The following is a 15,669-nucleotide window of genomic DNA, read 5'->3' as shown; positions in this document are numbered from 1 at the left end:
AATCCGGCAAGACCAAGATCGTCCAGGCACGGTTCGTCCACAACGACCGGCTCGTCGACGCTCTCCACCTCCAAGCCTCCTGCGCCCTCCTCCACGATCCTGAAGTCCGCGCCTACTACGACCAGCTCAAAGCCCGCGACATCAGCCATAACGCCGCCCTCCGCCAAGTCGGCAACCGCCTGGTGGGCATCCTCCACGGCTGCCTCAAAACCCACACCACCTACGACCAGGCAACCGCATGGTCACATCGCAACCACGACCTCGCCGCTTGACATCTAACGTCCAGGGATGTCTGACCCCAGCTGCCCGAAGCTCTCCAGTCACCCGTCTGGAGAGCTTCTCTCCGCCCTCCAAGAGGCAACCTTCGCCCGGGCCGGCGGAACAGCCGGTCTTCGACCAGATCTTCCCCTGTGCTACCGCCCGTAACCGAGAGTTGATATTCGATATAACCGAAGATATATTCGGTTTATGCGAAGTACTGTCGCGCCCGTCGTCCCCGTCTTCAGGACCCAGACCCAGGCGGAAGTGCTCGCTGCCATTTACCTGCGGCCTCAGCGGAACTGGACCCTCGCTTCTCTTGCCAGAGAGCTCCAAGTAGCTCCCTCGACCCTGCACCCCGAGATCCACCGCCTCACCGAAGCACAACTGATCACTGTGACCGAGATCGGACGCTCCCGCGTCCTGCACGCCAACCCCGACCATCCGCTGGTCCAGCCCTTGACCGAGATCCTGAGCTACATGTACGGGCCTCGTACGATCATCAGCGAGGAGTTCAGCGGCATCCCCGGGGTTGAACGCCTGCTCATCTTCGGCTCTTGGGCCGCCCGTCATTCGGGAAACCCAGGACCTGTTCCCCACGACATCGACATACTTGTCGTCGGCGAGGTCGATCGGGCCGCTCTCTACGCCGCTGCGGACCGTGCCCAAGAACGCATCGGCATGCCCGTCAACCCCGTCCTCGCCTCGATCCGCCGCTGGGACACAACAGCCGACGCCCTCATCCGGCAGATCAAGTCGGCCCCTGTGATCGACCTGACCGCCGACATTCACACGCGATCGGAGAAGCTCAACCCATGACACGCTGGACACGCGGTGAGGCCGACATCGAGCGGATGCTGGCCTCCGGCGAACTCCAGCGCGTTCGAGGGGAAGCCGCCGACGGCACCGGATGGATGGAGAAAGCAACCACCACTCTCGCCAGCGCCGAAGAGCTCAAAACCGGTGACCCGAACTCCGCTTACACCCTCGCCTACGATGCGGCACGCTTCGCCTGCGCCGGCCTGCTGGCGCAACAAGGACTACGCGCCACCGTCTCCGGAGGCCACTATGCCGTCCAGCAGACCGTGATCCGGCAGTTCGGTTCCACGTTCGAGCCGTACGGCACCATGCGCCGCAGACGCAATGAGCTCGAATATCCAGAGTTCCCCGACGAAGTCGTCGAAACAGTCGAAGCGGACCGCGCAATAGCGGCCGCACGCTCGCTCATCGACGCCGCCGACAAGCTCCTCAGCCACCTCAGTCTGTTCTGAAGCCGACCAGGACACACGGGGCGATCTCCCCATGTCGGGACAGGCCAATCAGCGAACCGCGTCAGGGAGAGTGGGCCGCCTTCGTCGGCGGCGTGAAGAACGGCGAGTTCGGCTGACCTTCAGCCGCCCGAAGCTCTCCAGTCACCCGCCTGGAGAGCTTCTCTCCCCCTCCAAGAGGTGACCTCGGCCCGCGTCGGCGGAACAGGCAGGGCTTCGACCAGACCTTTCCGTGCGCGACCACCCGTAACCGAGAGCTGATATTCGATATAACCGAAGATGAATTCGGTTCATGCGAACCACCGTCGCGCCGGTGCGCGACCGCTCCTGCGCCCGGGGAGACCTCCTCTCACCGGCGGGTTCCCGATCTCAGCTCACCGGTGGGCGAACCGGTCGATCGCGTCGAGTATGTGCGTGCGCATCGTGTCGCTGCCCATGTGTCCCGAGTCGTCGACGATGATCAACTCGGCGTCGGGCCAGGCGCGGGCGAGCTCCCAGGCGGTGTTGGCCGGGCCGCTCAGATCGAGGCGGCCGTGGATCAGGACGCCGGGAATCCCGGCCAGGCGGCCGGCCTCACGCAGCAGGACGCCTTCCTCCAGCCACGCGCCGTGCGCGAAGTAGTGCGCGCAGATCCGGACGAACGCCAGCAGGTCGGCCGGAGGAGTGTCGCTGTAGGGGTTCGGCGTGCCGTTCGGCTCCATGGAGACCACCACGTCCTCCCAGGTGGACCAGTCGATCGCGGCCTTCTCCCGCACCTGGGCGTCGGGGTGCTCCATGAGGCGCGCGTAGGCCGCGACGATGTCGCCGTCGCGGTCGGCCTCGGGGACACCGTCCCGGAACCGCTCCCACTCCTCGGGAAAGAACTGCCCGACGCCGCGATAGAGCCAGTCGATCTCCGAGCGCCGGGTCGTGGTGACGGAGCGGATGACGATCTCCGTCACCCGCTCGGGGTGGCGCTCGGCGTAGGCGAGGATCAGCGTGGACCCCCACGAGCCGCCGAAGAGCAGCCAGCGGTCGACGCCGAGGTGCTCGCGGAGCCGTTCCATGTCGGCGAGCAGGTGCTCGGTGGTGTTGAGGCTCATGTCGGCGGCGGGGTCGCTCGCGTGCGGCGTGCTCCGGCCGCAGTTGCGCTGGTCGAACAGGACGACCCGGTAGCGCTCCGGGTCGAAGTAGCGGCGGTGGCCGGCCGAGCATCCCCCTCCCGGCCCGCCGTGGACGACGAGGGCGGGCTTGCCGTCCGGGTTGCCGCAGACCTCCCAGTAGACGAGGTTGCCGTCGCCGGTGTCGAGCATTCCGTGATCGTACGGCTCGATCGGCGGGTGGATCGTGGTCATGTCATGGTCCCTTCGTCGATGAAATACAACAGTGCTGTTGCATTATGGGGGTGGATCCCCCGGACCCACCACCCCGGTTCTACGGCGTCGCCGAGGGCGCGGGCAGGCCGAGCTCGGCCGCAGCGGCCGCCCAGGTCAGGCCCCCCTTCGCGAGATAGTTGGGGCGGGCGGGAGATTCTCGCGGTCCGGTACCGCAAGAACGCGGCGCCGGTTCCGACTCCATGGTGAACGGCGCCCTGGGGGCGCCGCCCGCCCGGTGAAGGAGACGACGTATGAAGTTCATGTTGATCATGCACGGCAACCCGCAGATCTGGGACGCGCTGACCGAGGAGGAGCGCGACGAGGTGATGAGCGGCCACGGCCCGTTCATGGAGACCGTCAAGAAGTCCGGGGAGATGATCAGCACCACCGCGCTCGCCGACCCGTCGCAGAGCGCCGTGGTCAGGGTCCGGGGCGGCGTCCCGGCGGTGACGGACGGCCCCTACCTTGAGGCCAAGGAGTACCTCGGCGGCTACTACCTGGTGGAATGCGACAGCCGGGAGCGCGCCCTGGAGCTGGCCGCGCTCATCCCGGACGCCGGCGTCGAGGGCCTCGGCATCGAGGTGCGGCCCGTGCTCTACACGGGCACGGCCGACGACTGAGCACGCGGTGAAGTTCCTGCTGAATCTCTACCGGAACGCGGCGGATCTGCCGGGGGAAGGGCTCGACCATGAGGAGTTCCTGGCCGTGGCGGGGCGGGCAGGGGAACTGATCAGCGCTCACATGTTCGCCGATCCGTCCATCAGCGCCGTCGTACGGGCTCGGGACGGCGTGGTGACCGTGACCGAGGGCCCGTACCCGCAGACCCCGCATCATGTCGCCGGCCAGTACGTGGTGGACTGCGAGAGCCGCGAGCGCGCCGTGGACCTGGCCGCCCTGATAGCGGGCGGTCAGGTCGGCGCCGTGGAGGTGCGGCCGCTGATGGACTCGGCCGGGATGGAGATGTGAGCACGACCGAACATCTCGGGGACCTGCTGCGCGAGCTGGCGCCGCAGGTCCTCGGCGTGCTCCTGCGCCGCTACGGCGGGTTCGAGGAGTGCGAGGACGCGGTGCAGGAGGCGTTGCTCGCCGCGGCGACGCAGTGGCCCGCCGAGGGCGTCCCGGAGAACCCGCGTGCCTGGCTGGTCACCGTCGCCTCCCGCCGACTGGTCGACCAGATACGCAGCGAGCAGGCGCGCCGCCGCCGGGAGGTCACCGCGGCGGTGCGGGGGGCGCCGGACGCCGTCCTCGCCCCGGCCCCCGGCGGGGCAGGGCCGGGCGACCAGGACGACACGCTCGCGCTGCTGTTCCTGTGCTGCCACCCGGCGCTGACGCCCGCCTCTCAGGTGGCGCTCACGCTGCGCGCCGTCGGAGGGCTCACCACCGCCGAGGTGGCGCGGGCGTTCCTGGTGCCGGAGGCCACCATGGCGCCGCGGATCAGCCGCGCCAAGCAGCGGATCAGGACCGCCGGTGCGTCGTTCGCGATGCCGCCGCCGCAGGAGCGGGCCGAACTGCTGGACGCCGTCCTGCACGTGCTCTACCTGATCTTCAATGAGGGCTACACCGCCAGCTCCGGGCCCGACCTGCACCGCGGCGACCTCACCGCGGAGGCGATCCGGCTCACCCGTATGGTCCACCGGTCCTTGCCGGATGACGGTGAAGTGGCCGGGCTGCTGGCGCTGATGCTGCTGACCGATGCCCGCCGCGCGGCCCGCACCGGCCCGGACGGCGCCCTCGTGCCACTGGCCGAGCAGGACCGCGACCGGTGGGACGCCTCCATGATCGAGGAGGGCGCGGCGCTGGTCACCGACGCCATGTCCGCCTCGCCCCTCGGCCCTTACCAGCTCCAGGCGGCGATCGCCGCGCTGCACGTCCAGGCGCCGCGGGCCGAGGACACCGACTGGGAACAGATCCGCATCCTGTACGGGATCCTCGCCCGGATCGCGCCGAACCCCATGGTCACGCTCAATCACGCCGTCGCGGTCGCGATGACCCGCGGGCCCCGGGCCGGACTCGAACTGCTGCAAAGCCTGGACGACGACCCTCGGATCGCCCGCCACCACCGCCTCCACGCCGTGCGCGCCCACCTCCAGGAGCTGGCCGGCGAGTACGCCGCCGCGCGGGAGAACTACCGGCTGGCGGCCCGGCGCACCACGAGCCTCCCCGAACAGCGCTACCTGCGGGACAGGGCAGGCAGGCTGGAGCGACAGCGGCTCCGGAGCAAGGACGAAGGGCGTAAGGACGAAGGGCGTAAGGACCGATCAGCCACCGTCGTCGACGAAGGCGCCGGCTCGGGCAGCGGCGAGCACCACGGCGACGGCCCGCGCGGCGACGCGGGAGTCGATCGGCTCCCGGCTGACGACCGCGCGGTAGTACAGCGGCGCGGAGATGGCCCGGATGACGTCGGCGGAGTCGGTGCCGGGGGGTAGTTCTCCCCGGTGAACGGCGAGGTCGACCCGGCGGGCCCATTCGCCGATGCGCCGCGCGTAGAACTGGTGGAGCGCCGCGGCCGCGGCGTCGTCGCAGGTCGCTGCCGCGATCATCGCTTGGAGCGTCGCCCCGAGCCGCGGGGCGGTGAGCGCGTCGAGCACGCTCGTGGCGTTCTCCAACAGGTCGGCCTCAAGGTCGCCGGTGTCCGCATGGGCCACCGACCGGTCGGCCAGGTCCGCCATGAGATCGGTGATCAGCCCGATCGGCCCGCCCCAGCGCCGGTAGACGGTGGTCTTGCCGACACCGGCCCGGTCGGCGATCTGATCCATGGTGAGGCCGTGGAACCCGTGCTCCCCGAGCGCGTCCTGGGTGGCCTCGAGCACGGCTTCGCGGACCCTGGCGGTACGGCCGCCGGGCCGGAGGGTTCCGGGTGACACATCCACAGTGACGCTCCTGACGTGTTCGATCCTCCGACCAGCTTAACGGATCTCAGATCCCATTAGTGCGGGGCTGAGGTTCAGATCGTGTCGGGGACCGCGGAGGAACCGCCGCGGCTTCCGGTGAACTCGCGGGAGACGCGCGCGAAGGCGCGCGCCCGGACGGTTTCGCGGGCGCTCGGCCATACAAGTGCGCGCGCGCGGACGGTTTCGCGGGGGCTCGGCCATACAAGTGCGCACTCGACGACCGTGCCGTCGCGCCGCCGAACGGTTCCGGGGACCGGCAAGCCGTTGACCTCCAAGTGTTCTGCAAGTGCGAAGGCATATCTATCGACATGTCATGAAAACGCTTATGTGTCTGGAGCTTCTCTCCATGCGTACCGGTCTCCGCGTCCTGCTCGGCCTGACCGCCGCCGCGGCGCTCACCCTCGGCGGCTCGACCACGGCCTCGGCCGCCACCGCCGACCCCTCCGTCTGGAGATGGGGCCCCATCTACTCCGGCGACGGCCACGCCGAGGCCCGGGGCAAGGTCGCCGCCGGCCAGTCGGGTTTCGTCGTGTACGGCACGCTGGAGGACACCCGGGGTTCGGGCTGCTCGTGGGTCCACGTGCGCTACCTGAGCGCGCAGAACGGGCGGTGGCACACGGCGTCCTACTACAACTGCGTCCCGGGCAAGGGATCGTTCCGCAAGAACGTCGGCGGGGTCCTGCAGATCAAGGCGAAGGCCTGCCGGGGCAACTCCTCCCGGCCGACCGGGTGGTGCTCGCGGTGGAAGACCATCTACACCCAGGGCGGCTGACCGGCCCGCCCACAGCCGGCCGATCCGTCCACAGCCGACCGGCCCGTCCACGGCCGACCGGCCCGTCCACGGCCGGCCGGATTCCCGGTGAGGCACCGGTGCGGGCCGCACCGGGAAGCCCCGGCCCGGCCCTCCGGGCGTCCTACTGGTTGATGTTCTTGCGGAGCGCGGCGTAGTACAGCGCGATCCCCATGCCGCCCACCACGGCCACCACCCGGACGGCCGTCCCATCGGCTCCGACGACGATGACGGCCACCGCCATGGCGGCGGCGAAGACCAGGGGGACGGCGATATCGAGGGTCCTGCGGTTCACGATTCTCCTTGTCGACTTCTCGACGGCGCCGCACGGCCCCGTCAGGTCCCGACCGTGCCGCATGGCCCCGTCGGTTCCCGACGGCGCCGCACGGCCCCCGTCAGGCGAAGGCGATCGTCTCACCGGGAGCTCTTGACGGGAAATCCGATGCCAGGAAATATCGGGAAGTGAACATATATAGGAACCCTGATATTTCCTGAAGGCGGAAGTGACGAGGACGCAGGATCAGCGCAGGGCCGACACCCGGGCCCGGCTGATCGACGCCGCCTCCGACCTGTTCGCCAGGAAAGGGTTCCACGCGGTGTCCGCCGAGGCCGTCAGCGCCGCCGCGGACCGCACGACCGGCGCCCTCTACAACCACTTCGGCGGCAAGGAAGGCCTGCTGCTGGCCCTGCTGGAAGTGTGGAAGGACCAGGCCGCGACCGACCTGCTCGCCGGGTTCGGGGAGATGACCGAACTCGACGACCGGCTGGCCGCGGTGTACGAAGCGATCACCGACGGGAATCGCGGTGCGTCATGGCTCCTGCTGGAGATGGAGCTGTGGCTGCACGGCGCGCGCGATCCCCACATCGGCGGACCCCTCGCCAGGCGGTACGCCGGCATCCGCTCCCTGCTGGCCGACGGCCTGACCGACTGGGCCGAGCTGGCGGGGGTGTCCCTCCGAAGATCACCCGAGCACACCGCGGTCGCGGTGCTGGGTGTGCTCATCGGCTGCGCGATCCAGCACCGGCTGGATCCCCCCGCGGTCGAGTCGCGGGCCGTCGTCGAAAGCCTGCGAGACCTGCTCGGCCTGTAGGGCCGGGTCCCCGCGGAGCACGTTCCGTGGGGACCCGTCCCACCGGGCCGGGCCGTACCGCGACGCACTCCCCGAACACGCGCCGAAAGGGAGCCCACAAGATGCAGATCAACCTGCTTGAGGAGACCTGGGAGCGGGAAGTCCCGCACCGGCAGCTCGCCTACCTGCGCCGCGAGGCGCCCGTCCACTGGCACGAGGTGCCCGGCGACACCGGATTCTGGGCCGTCACGAAATACGACGACGTGAAAGCGGTCAGCCGTGACCCGCACATCTGGTCCACCGAGATCGGCACCGCGTTCATCCGCACCCAGACACAGGAGTTCATCGACGTCGCGAGCCTGATGCTGCTCAACATGGACCCGCCCAAGCAGACCCGCTACCGCAGGCTGGTCAGCGCCGGGTTCACGCCGCGGATGATCGCCAAGCTGGCCGCGACCGTCCAGGCCCGCTGCGAGCGGATCGCCGACCGGGTCACCGAGAAGGACGGCGAGGTCGAGTTCGTCACGGACGTCGCCGAGCACATCCCGCTGCAGATGATCTGCGAGATGCTCGGCGTCCCCGAGCGGGACCACCATCTGATCTTCGAGTGGTCCAACCGCATGGTGGGCTTCCAGGACCCCGACTTCCGCACCACCCCCGAGGACGGCGAGATCGCCGCCGCCGAGATCTTCGGCTACTGCGACGGACTGGTCGAGGAGCGGCGCAAGGCTCCCCGCGACGACATCATCACCGCTCTCGTCCAGGCCGAGATCGACGGTGACCGGCTCAGCCGCGACGAGATCGACGCGTTCTTCGTGGTGCTCTGCGTGGCGGGGAACGAGACGACCCGCAACCTGATCTCCCACGCCATGCTCGCGCTGATCGAACGCCCGGACACCTACCGCGACCTGGCCGCCAACCTGGACGACGAGGTCCTGTGGCGCTCGGCGACCGAGGAGTTCCTGCGCTGGGGATCGTCGATCCACAACTTCCGCCGTACGGCGACGCGGGACACCGAGATCCGCGGGCAGAGCATCGCCGAGGGCGAGAAAGTGGTCACGTTCTACATGTCGGCCAACCACGACGAGGACGTCTTCACCGACCCCCTGACCTTCGACATCCGCCGCACCCCCAACGACCACGTGACCTTCGGCGGCGGCGGGCCCCACTACTGCCTGGGCGCGGGGCTGGCCCGCCTGGAGATCAGGTGCATGATCCGGGAGCTGCTCCGCCGCTTCCCGTCGGCCGAGCTCGCCGGCCCGGTCCGCCGTATGCGCTCCGACTTCATCAACGGCATCAAGCACATGCCGGTCCGCTTCCGTTAGACCCGCGTCCCCCGGCTCCGCCACCGCCGGCGGATCCGGAGGACCCGTTCCGTCAGGCCCGCACCCCGGCCCCGCCGCCCACCGGTGCGATCCGAGGGGGACCCGGTCCCGCAGGCCCGCACCCCGACTCCGCCCACCACGGGGTCCGGGGATGCGGCGGGGCTCAGCCGCCGTCGCCGTTCCGGGCCACCGTGACCGCCTCGGTGAAGCGGCGGTAGCGGGACAGCTCCCCGGCCACGGGCTCCAGCACCAGCTCGCGGGCGACCTGGCCGATGCTCGCGCGCAGCGCCCTGGCCGCCCCGCGCGCCCGCCGCCGGCCGCCCAGCCAGGCGGCCACCCGGGAGAGCAGCGCGACCAACAGCCCGAGCAGGATCCCGCCGGTCAGCAGCAGGGTCGGCCAGGGCAGCTCACCGGCGGTCGGCAGGTACGGCTGCGGAAGCCGGAGGTAGTCCATCCCGAGCAGGCCGATCAGCCACAGCGCGCCCGCCAGCATCGCGGCGAACAGCACCCACTGCGCCAGCCCGGCCACCCGCCACCACACGGGCCGCCTGACCGGACCGAGCGACGTGGCGGCCACGGCCCGGTCGAGGCCGTCCTCCAGCTCGTCGCCGTGCGAGCGGGCCGCCTGCCGTACGGCCGCCGCCCACGGCGCGGGCAGCCCCGCCGAGGCGGCCCCGGCGGCCTCACGGATCGCGGTGTCCATCCGGGAGCGCTGCACGACGGTCGTGACGGGGATCGAGGTGCGGCCCACGGGTCCGCCGGAGCTCCGCGCCCCCGGGGTGCTCAGCCGGAGCCGGCGGAGCGGGTCGGGCCGGAACCTGCGGATCCACCGGGTCAGCGGCCAGCCGGTGGCGGCGACCGACCGGTGCCGGTGGGCCTTGGCCACGGCCTCGACGACGGTCGGCACCCCGGCCGCCTCCGACAGCGCATCGGTCAGCGGCCCGGCGAGCCCGTCCACGGACACCTCCGGCGCCGCCACCGTCGCGACCGCGTCGGAGCCGGAACGCGCCCCGGCGCCTGGAGGGGCGCCCGCTCCCGGGCTGGAACCGGCCGAGCCGCCGGTGAGGGCGCCCGCACCGGCGGACGCCCTGACGAGCCTGTCGGCGGCCGTGCCGACGTCGGCGGCCAGGCGGGCCGCCCAGGACCGCCGGTCGGCGACCCGGGAGGCGAGCAGGGAACCCAGCTCGGGGAGCCCGGCCCCGGTGCGCGCCGAGACGCCGACCAGCGGCACCCCGGCCAGCCCGTCCTCGTCGAGCAGCCTCCGCAGATCCTTCAGGCACCGCTCGGCGGCGGCCGGGGTCAGCCGGTCGACCTGGTTGAGGACGACGACCATGACGTCCCGGTGCCGGGCCAGCGGCCGGAGATACCGCTCGTGCACGGCCGCGTCGGCGTACTTCTGCGGGTCGAGCACCCACACCAGCAGGTCGACCAGCTCCACGAGCCGGTCCACCTCCAGCCGGTGCGCCGACTCGATCGAGTCGTGGTCGGGCAGGTCGAGCAGGATCAACCCGGCCGCGTCGCCCTCCGTCCAGCCGTCCAGGCCGGGGGCGACGACCGCTCCCCGCCCTTCCGGCCCGCCCGCGTCGTCGCCCGTCCGGGCTCCCTGCCCGGAGGCGACGGCCACGCCCCGGCCGGCCGGGGCCTCCGGCCCGGACCAGGCACCGGCGGGCGACACCTCGTGACGGCGGGGGATGTCCAGCCAGTCGAGCAGCGGCCCGGCCCCCGCGCCCCGCCAGAGGGCGGCCTGGGCGGTCGAGGTGGTCGGGCGGGTGACCCCCACCGTGGCGAGGGCGGTGCCGGACAGCAGGTTGAACAGGGAGGACTTGCCGCTGCCGGTGGCGCCGGCCAGCGCGACCGCGGTGTGGTCGATCGACAGGCTCCGCCGTACCCCGGCGCGGGAGACCACGGAACGCGCCCCGGCCACCGCGTCGGCGTCCAGCCGCCCGTCGGCGAGGTCGGCGGCCTCCGCCAGGCCCTCCAGCCGGCTGTCCAGGGAGACCGCGTTCCTGCGCCGCTTCAGCAGCTTCACCTCTCCCCCCTCTCCCTGTCGGTCCCGCGGGGGACGGCGTCCGTGGGCTGATCGAGCGGATCCGGCGTGGTGTCCGCGCCGCCGGCCGGGAGCGTGAGCCTGACCGGTGTGGCGGGGAGCCGCCCCGGACGCTCCCCCTCCGGAGGCACGGCCGGACGGCCGGCCGGCGGGATCTCCCGCTGGTGGTCCCGTACGGCGTGCGCGGCGGCCCGGAGGGCGGGGGCGGCGTTCTCGGGGGGCTGGACGGCGTCGAGAAGGGAGGTGAAGCGGGTGGCCTCCCCGCCCAGCAGCACGGAGACGCGGGCCCGCAGGTCGGTGCGGGCCTTGATGGTGAGGGTGCGGACGGCCTGGTCGCCGAAGACGGCCTCCAGGAGTTTCTGGCTCAACACGCTGGTGCCTCCGGCGATGCCGAGCTCGATGCCGGTCAGGCCGCCGGTGGAGGCGAACACCGCGAGCATCAGCAGCAGCCCCGCGCCGTTCACCCCGTAGGAGGTGAGCCGGGCCGTGGTCCGCCGGTCGGCGCCCTCCTCGCGGACCAGGCCGAGCACGTATCCCTGCCAGCCCCGCACCGCCGCCTCCGCCTTCGCGGGCAGGTCGGCCGAGGCCCTGCCGAGCCGCCCGGCCTCGGCGACCCCGGTCTCCTGAAGCAGGGCGCGGCCCGAGGGGTGCGACGACCACGACTCCAGCACGCGTTCGGCGGCGCCGTCGGCCGAGGCCCTGATCAGCGCCTCCACCCCGCTCTCCAGCGCGACCCGCAGCTCGCTCTCCGGCGCGGGGCGGCCGGTGAACATGGCCACCAGACGGTCCCTGAACCGTCCCACCCGGTCCTCCAGGGAGCGCATCAGGTCGCCGGTCCCGATGAAGTCCTGCCATCGGGCCAGCACCTCGCCCCGGAGCAGCGACCCGTCCAGCATGCCCTCGTCGAAGGAGGCCAGTCCCCCGGCGTAGGCGGCGTCCGTCATCGCGCGCAGCTCGGCGGCCACGGCGTGCTGGCGGTCCACCGCGTCGGCGAGGGCGGGGACGCGGACGGCGAGGCTCTCCAGCGCGCCGGACAGGGTCTGGCGCACCACGGCGGCGCGGGCCTGGGAGTCGGCCGCGATGCCGGTCAGCCAGTCGGCGACCGGCTCGACCGCCGAGCGCGGCAACCGGGCGTTCTCCTCGGGCAGCACCAGCTCCGGCACCTCGAACAGGCGGGTCCCGCCCAGCCCGTTGGCCTCCAGCAGCCGGGTCAGGTCCCTCTTCACCACGCCCAGGGCCTCCGGCGGGACCCGGGACAGGATGACGGCCAGAGCCGTGCTCCGCTCCCTGGCCGAGCGCAGGAAGCCCCACGGCACCTCGTCGGCGTAGCGGGCCGCGGTGGTGGTGAACAGCCAGAGGTCGGCGGCGGCGAGGAGCTGGGCGGCCAGCTCGCGGTTGGCGGTGACGACCGAGTCGATGTCCGGCGCGTCGAGCAGGGCCAGTCCGGGCGGGAGCGCGGGGACGGTGACCACCCGGAGCGTGCCCGGCTCGCCGCGGCTCTCTCCCGTGACGCGGGGAAGGCCGGGCAGGACGTGCTGGGCGGTGAACCAGTCGCGGTCGGCGGGGCTGGTGACCAGGGTGGGGGCCAGCGTGGTGGGCCGCAGGACGCCGGGCTCGGAGACGTCGGCGCCGACGAGGGAGTTCACCAGGGTCGACTTCCCCGCTCCGGTGGAGCCGCCGACGACGGCCAGCAGCGGGGCGTCGATCGCGCTCAGGCGCGGGATCAGGTAGTCGTCGAGCTGGCCGGTCAGCTCGCGCAGCGCCCGGCGGTCGCTCCCGACGTCGCCGGCCACGAGCGGGAACAGGTCGAGGCCGAGGTGGCGCCGTAGCTCTCGCAGCGCCTCAAGCAGACCGTCGCTCCCGTTCATAGGAGCGTCCTTCCCGCGAGGAAGGCCTCTAGACGTGATTTTGCCCCACCGCTCGACCGGGTCACGGGGGCGAACTCGGTAGAGCGATGGGGCCTGCCCCGCGTCACACGTGGGGGGCCGTACCGAACTCGTCTCCCCCGCAGCTGGAGGCGAGCCCGAACCCACCACGCGACCGCGGGTGATCGGGGGTCATGCGCTGCCCATTTGAGCAATCGAAGCTCAGGGTCAGGTCAGACGGAGCTGAGTGTTCGCTGAAAATTCAATCACCGCGCGGTAACCGCAGGACATATCCCACGCCACGCAGGGTGTGAATGAGTCGCGGCTCAGTAATGTCGACCTTCCGGCGGAGGTAGGAGACGTAGGACTCGACGACCCCGGCGTCGCCGCCGAAGTCATAGTTCCAGACATGATCGAGGATCTGCGCCTTGGAGAGCACCCTGCCGGTGTTGACCATGAAGTAGTGCAGCAGCTTGAACTCGGTGGGCGACAGCCGTACCGGCGCGCCCGAGCGCCACACCTGGTGCGCCTCCTCGTCCAGTTCCAGGTCGCCGACCTGGAGGCGGGAGGGCAGGTCCAGGTCTCCTCGCGTACGGCGCAGCACCGCCCGGATCCGGGCGAGGACCTCCTCCAGGCTGAACGGCTTGGTCACGTAGTCGTCGGCCACGCGCAGACCCGCGACCTTGTCGTCGGTCGCGTCCCGCGCGGTCAGGAAGACCACCGGCATCTGCCCGCCCATCTCCCGCAACCGCCCCGCGACCGTGAAGCCGTCCATGTCGGGCAGCATCACGTCCAGCACGACGAGATCCGGACGGACCCGCTCCGCGAAGTGCACGGCCTCCCGCCCGTCCGCCGCGGTCACCACCTCGAACCCGGACCTGCGCAGGCTGGCCGAGAGCAACTCGCGGATGTTCGGCTCGTCGTCCACGACCAGCAACCTGGCCTCGACTCTCTCCAGCACATTCATGAGGCTTGCTCACCCTGCTGGAACACAGCTCAGCTCCGGCTGAACGTTTCCTGAGAAAACGTTTCCCGCGGACGGGACCGTCACCGGCGGCCACCCCCCTCGCTGATCGCGGTCGCGGTGATCGAACCGTCCTCGCCCCGGGGCCCCTGGACGACCACCGTGCCGCCGGGCTTGAGGTCGGCGACCTCGCCCTCCTTGGAGATCCGCACGACCGTCTCGCCGCTGGTGTTCACGGTGACGACGGACCCGTCCATGGTCTTGACGTAGACCTTCCCGCCGTCCACCCGCTCCACCGTGCCGAAGGCCGCCCCGCCCGGACCACCTTGACCACCTTGACCACCCTGGCCGCCTTGGCCGCCTTGGCCGCCTTGGCCGCCTTGGCCGCCCTGACCGCCTTGGCCGCCCTGCTGCCTGCCACCGAACCCTCCGTAGCCGCCGGGCCCGCCCCCGTACCCGCCGGGGCCCGCACCCTGGCGGACGGCCGCGCCCGGGGCGTCCGCCGCCGGGACGCCCAGCGCCTTCTGCGCCTGGATGCCCACCACCACCCCGGCGACGAGCATCACGCCCGCGCCGAGCACCAGCGTGAGCGTGGAGAAGCCGCGCCGCGGCCGGACCGTCAGCTCATCCTCCAGGTCACCCGTGAAAGGGGAGGTCTCCAGCGACTTCCCGGCCGGGGCCGTCTCATCCGCGTTGCCGCCCATGTCTGTCTCCTTGCGTAAGCCGTGAAGGTCACTCGTGGCGCAGGGCCTGGATGGGGCGGAGCTTGGCCGCCCGGTTGGCCGGGTAGCTGCCGAAGAACAGCCCGATGCCCACCGAGACGCCGAGGGCCAGCGCGATCGAGGACGGCACGATCACGGGCTCGATGCCCGCGATCGTGAACCGGGTGCCGACGAACGCGATCGCCACGCCCGACAGGCCGCCCACCAGGCTCAGCACCGTCGCCTCCAGCAGGAACTGGCCGAGGATGGCGCTCCTGGGCGCCCCGATGGCCTTCCTGATGCCGATCTCCCTGGTCCGTTCGGTGACGGTGACCAGCATGATGTTGGTGATGCCGATCCCGCCGACCAGCAGGGAGATCGCGGCGACCGCGCCGAGCAGGGCGGTGAAGACGCCGATGGTCGAGCTGACGGTCTCCTGGAGGGTGGCCTGGTTCAGGATGCGGTAGTCGGCGGTGCCCGTGGGGGTGATGTCGTGCCGCTGGTTCAGGACGGCCGTCACCTCAGCCTGGGCCGACTCCGTCGTGTCGGCGCCGGTCGCCTGCACGATGATCGAGCCGAGCGCGCCGAACCCGGTCAGGCTCTGCTGTACGGCGGGCAGCGGCACGATCGCGACGTCGTCGGCGTCCTGCATCCCCGAGGAGCCCAGCTCCTTGAGCACCCCGACCACCGTGAACGGCACTCCGGAGACGCCGACCTGCCGGCCGACGGGATCCGCCGCGCCGAACAGCTCCTCGGCCACGGTCCGCCCGATCACCATGACCTTCCGGGCGGCGAGCACGTCGTCGTTGACGAAGTAGGCGCCGCTCGTGACGGGCTTGTTCGTCGCCTCGAAATAGCTCGGATAGGTGCCGACGAGCTGGGAGATCGTGTGGCTCGCCCCCTCGTACACGGCGGTGGCCGAGGACGCGGTCACCACCGGGGACACGCTCCTGACCGACGGCGCCTGCTCCCGGTCGGCCAGCGCCCTGGCGTCCTCCAGCGTGAGCTGCCTGGCCTGCGTGCGCGGCCCACCGGCCTGGCCACCGCCGTGTACGAGGGGGCGAGCCACACGATCTCCCAGCTCGTCGGCACCTATCCGAGCTATTTCGAGGCGACGAACAAGCCCGTCACGAGC

General features: G+C 71.4%; 15 protein-coding genes and 2 pseudogenes. 9 read left to right on the top strand and 8 right to left on the bottom strand.

The window, feature by feature from the left end; all coding sequences use genetic code 11:
- The 3 genes and pseudogenes from CA984_RS34120 to CA984_RS34110 all read left to right on the top strand — a co-directional run.
- Positions 1-272, top strand: a pseudogene (locus tag CA984_RS34120) (IS110 family transposase); the annotation flags it as partial.
- 196 nt (positions 273-468) lie between these two features.
- Positions 469-1,077 (top strand): helix-turn-helix domain-containing protein, encoded by a 609-nt coding sequence (locus CA984_RS34115; RefSeq protein ID WP_086577560.1) that lies wholly within the window; start codon positions 469-471, stop codon positions 1,075-1,077.
- Positions 1,074-1,529, top strand: coding sequence for a HEPN domain-containing protein (locus tag CA984_RS34110; RefSeq protein ID WP_086577559.1), 456 nt, complete (start codon positions 1,074-1,076; stop codon positions 1,527-1,529). Before CA984_RS34115 ends, CA984_RS34110 begins: the two co-directional genes overlap by 4 nt.
- A gap of 371 nt (positions 1,530-1,900) precedes the next feature.
- On the opposite strand, the gene pip is transcribed toward CA984_RS34110, so the two are convergent.
- Positions 1,901-2,860 carry a prolyl aminopeptidase gene (gene pip, locus CA984_RS34105; RefSeq protein ID WP_086577558.1) on the bottom strand — a complete coding sequence of 320 codons (960 nt, stop codon included), beginning with the start codon at positions 2,858-2,860 and terminating at the stop codon, positions 1,901-1,903.
- A 272-nt stretch (positions 2,861-3,132) separates the two neighbouring features.
- Here pip and CA984_RS34100 point away from each other — a divergent pair, with 272 nt between their 5' ends.
- The 3 genes and pseudogenes from CA984_RS34100 to CA984_RS49090 all read left to right on the top strand — a co-directional run.
- The gene (locus tag CA984_RS34100) at positions 3,133-3,501 is read left to right on the top strand and encodes a YciI family protein (RefSeq protein WP_086577557.1); all 369 of its coding nucleotides are present in this window, start codon (positions 3,133-3,135) and stop codon (positions 3,499-3,501) included.
- A 7-nt stretch (positions 3,502-3,508) separates the two neighbouring features.
- A complete protein-coding gene (locus CA984_RS34095) occupies positions 3,509-3,847 on the top strand; it encodes a YciI family protein (protein ID WP_086577556.1) in 339 nt (112 codons plus the stop codon).
- Positions 3,844-4,680, top strand: a pseudogene (locus CA984_RS49090) (RNA polymerase sigma factor); the annotation flags it as partial. The gene CA984_RS34095 and the pseudogene CA984_RS49090, both read left to right, overlap by 4 nt.
- A 459-nt stretch (positions 4,681-5,139) precedes the next feature.
- Here CA984_RS49090 and CA984_RS34085 read toward each other — a convergent pair.
- Complete coding sequence (locus CA984_RS34085) at positions 5,140-5,751, bottom strand: TetR/AcrR family transcriptional regulator (RefSeq protein ID WP_086577555.1); 612 nt, start codon at positions 5,749-5,751, stop codon at positions 5,140-5,142.
- 367 nt (positions 5,752-6,118) lie between these two features.
- Here CA984_RS34085 and CA984_RS34075 point away from each other — a divergent pair, with 367 nt between their 5' ends.
- Positions 6,119-6,544 (top strand): hypothetical protein, encoded by a 426-nt coding sequence (locus CA984_RS34075; RefSeq protein WP_133061856.1) that lies wholly within the window; start codon positions 6,119-6,121, stop codon positions 6,542-6,544.
- 142 nt (positions 6,545-6,686) lie between these two features.
- Here CA984_RS34075 and CA984_RS46610 read toward each other — a convergent pair whose 3' ends face one another.
- Entirely contained in the window at positions 6,687-6,857 is a 171-nt protein-coding gene (locus tag CA984_RS46610; protein WP_156056480.1) for a hypothetical protein, read from the bottom strand.
- Between the two features lie 208 nt (positions 6,858-7,065).
- On the opposite strand from CA984_RS46610, the gene CA984_RS34070 reads away from it, so the two are divergent.
- Positions 7,066-7,653 carry a TetR/AcrR family transcriptional regulator gene (locus CA984_RS34070; protein ID WP_108724656.1) on the top strand — a complete coding sequence of 196 codons (588 nt, stop codon included), beginning with the start codon at positions 7,066-7,068 and terminating at the stop codon, positions 7,651-7,653.
- Positions 7,654-7,754: 101 nt separating this feature from the next.
- Positions 7,755-8,957: a cytochrome P450 gene (locus CA984_RS34065; RefSeq protein ID WP_086577551.1), complete on the top strand. Its 1,203-nt coding sequence runs from the start codon at positions 7,755-7,757 to the stop codon at positions 8,955-8,957.
- 163 nt (positions 8,958-9,120) lie between these two features.
- On the opposite strand, the gene CA984_RS34060 is transcribed toward CA984_RS34065, so the two are convergent.
- From CA984_RS34060 to CA984_RS34040, 5 genes are all read right to left on the bottom strand, one after another.
- On the bottom strand, positions 9,121-10,986 hold the full coding sequence (locus tag CA984_RS34060) for a P-loop NTPase family protein (protein WP_086577550.1): 1,866 nt from the start codon (positions 10,984-10,986) through the stop codon (positions 9,121-9,123).
- Positions 10,983-12,872 (bottom strand): P-loop NTPase family protein, encoded by a 1,890-nt coding sequence (locus CA984_RS34055; protein WP_086577549.1) that lies wholly within the window; start codon positions 12,870-12,872, stop codon positions 10,983-10,985. The genes CA984_RS34060 and CA984_RS34055 overlap by 4 nt, the downstream gene beginning before the upstream one ends.
- 259 nt (positions 12,873-13,131) lie before the next feature.
- Positions 13,132-13,836, bottom strand: a complete 705-nt coding sequence (locus CA984_RS34050; RefSeq protein WP_086577548.1) for a response regulator transcription factor — start codon at positions 13,834-13,836, stop codon at positions 13,132-13,134.
- Positions 13,837-13,916: 80 nt separating this feature from the next.
- Positions 13,917-14,537, bottom strand: coding sequence for a hypothetical protein (locus CA984_RS46605; RefSeq protein WP_165781517.1), 621 nt, complete (start codon positions 14,535-14,537; stop codon positions 13,917-13,919).
- A gap of 28 nt (positions 14,538-14,565) precedes the next feature.
- Positions 14,566-15,603 carry an ABC transporter permease gene (locus CA984_RS34040; RefSeq protein WP_242676326.1) on the bottom strand — a complete coding sequence of 346 codons (1,038 nt, stop codon included), beginning with the start codon at positions 15,601-15,603 and terminating at the stop codon, positions 14,566-14,568.
- Between the last annotated feature and the right edge of the window lie 66 nt (positions 15,604-15,669).

This window comes from Streptosporangium minutum, assembly GCF_002149035.1.
GTDB lineage: Bacteria > Actinomycetota > Actinomycetes > Streptosporangiales > Streptosporangiaceae > Streptosporangium > Streptosporangium minutum.
The sequence above is the reverse complement of the archived record's forward strand: the minus strand, read 5'-3'. Positions and strand labels throughout refer to the sequence as shown.

Excerpts from the sequence above, each read along its gene's own strand:
- CA984_RS34110 (WP_086577559.1), top strand. The coding sequence starts at position 1,074 with ATGACACGCTGGACACGCGGTGAGGCCGACATCGAGCGGATGCTGGCC.
- CA984_RS34050 (WP_086577548.1), bottom strand. The coding sequence starts at position 13,836 with ATGAATGTGCTGGAGAGAGTCGAGGCCAGGTTGCTGGTCGTGGACGAC.
- CA984_RS46605 (WP_165781517.1), bottom strand. The coding sequence starts at position 14,537 with ATGGGCGGCAACGCGGATGAGACGGCCCCGGCCGGGAAGTCGCTGGAG.
- CA984_RS34055 (WP_086577549.1), bottom strand. The coding sequence starts at position 12,872 with ATGAACGGGAGCGACGGTCTGCTTGAGGCGCTGCGAGAGCTACGGCGC.
- CA984_RS34115 (WP_086577560.1), top strand. The coding sequence starts at position 469 with ATGCGAAGTACTGTCGCGCCCGTCGTCCCCGTCTTCAGGACCCAGACC.
- CA984_RS34065 (WP_086577551.1), top strand. The coding sequence starts at position 7,755 with ATGCAGATCAACCTGCTTGAGGAGACCTGGGAGCGGGAAGTCCCGCAC.
- CA984_RS34100 (WP_086577557.1), top strand. The coding sequence starts at position 3,133 with ATGAAGTTCATGTTGATCATGCACGGCAACCCGCAGATCTGGGACGCG.
- pip (WP_086577558.1), bottom strand. The coding sequence starts at position 2,860 with ATGACCACGATCCACCCGCCGATCGAGCCGTACGATCACGGAATGCTC.
- CA984_RS34075 (WP_133061856.1), top strand. The coding sequence starts at position 6,119 with ATGCGTACCGGTCTCCGCGTCCTGCTCGGCCTGACCGCCGCCGCGGCG.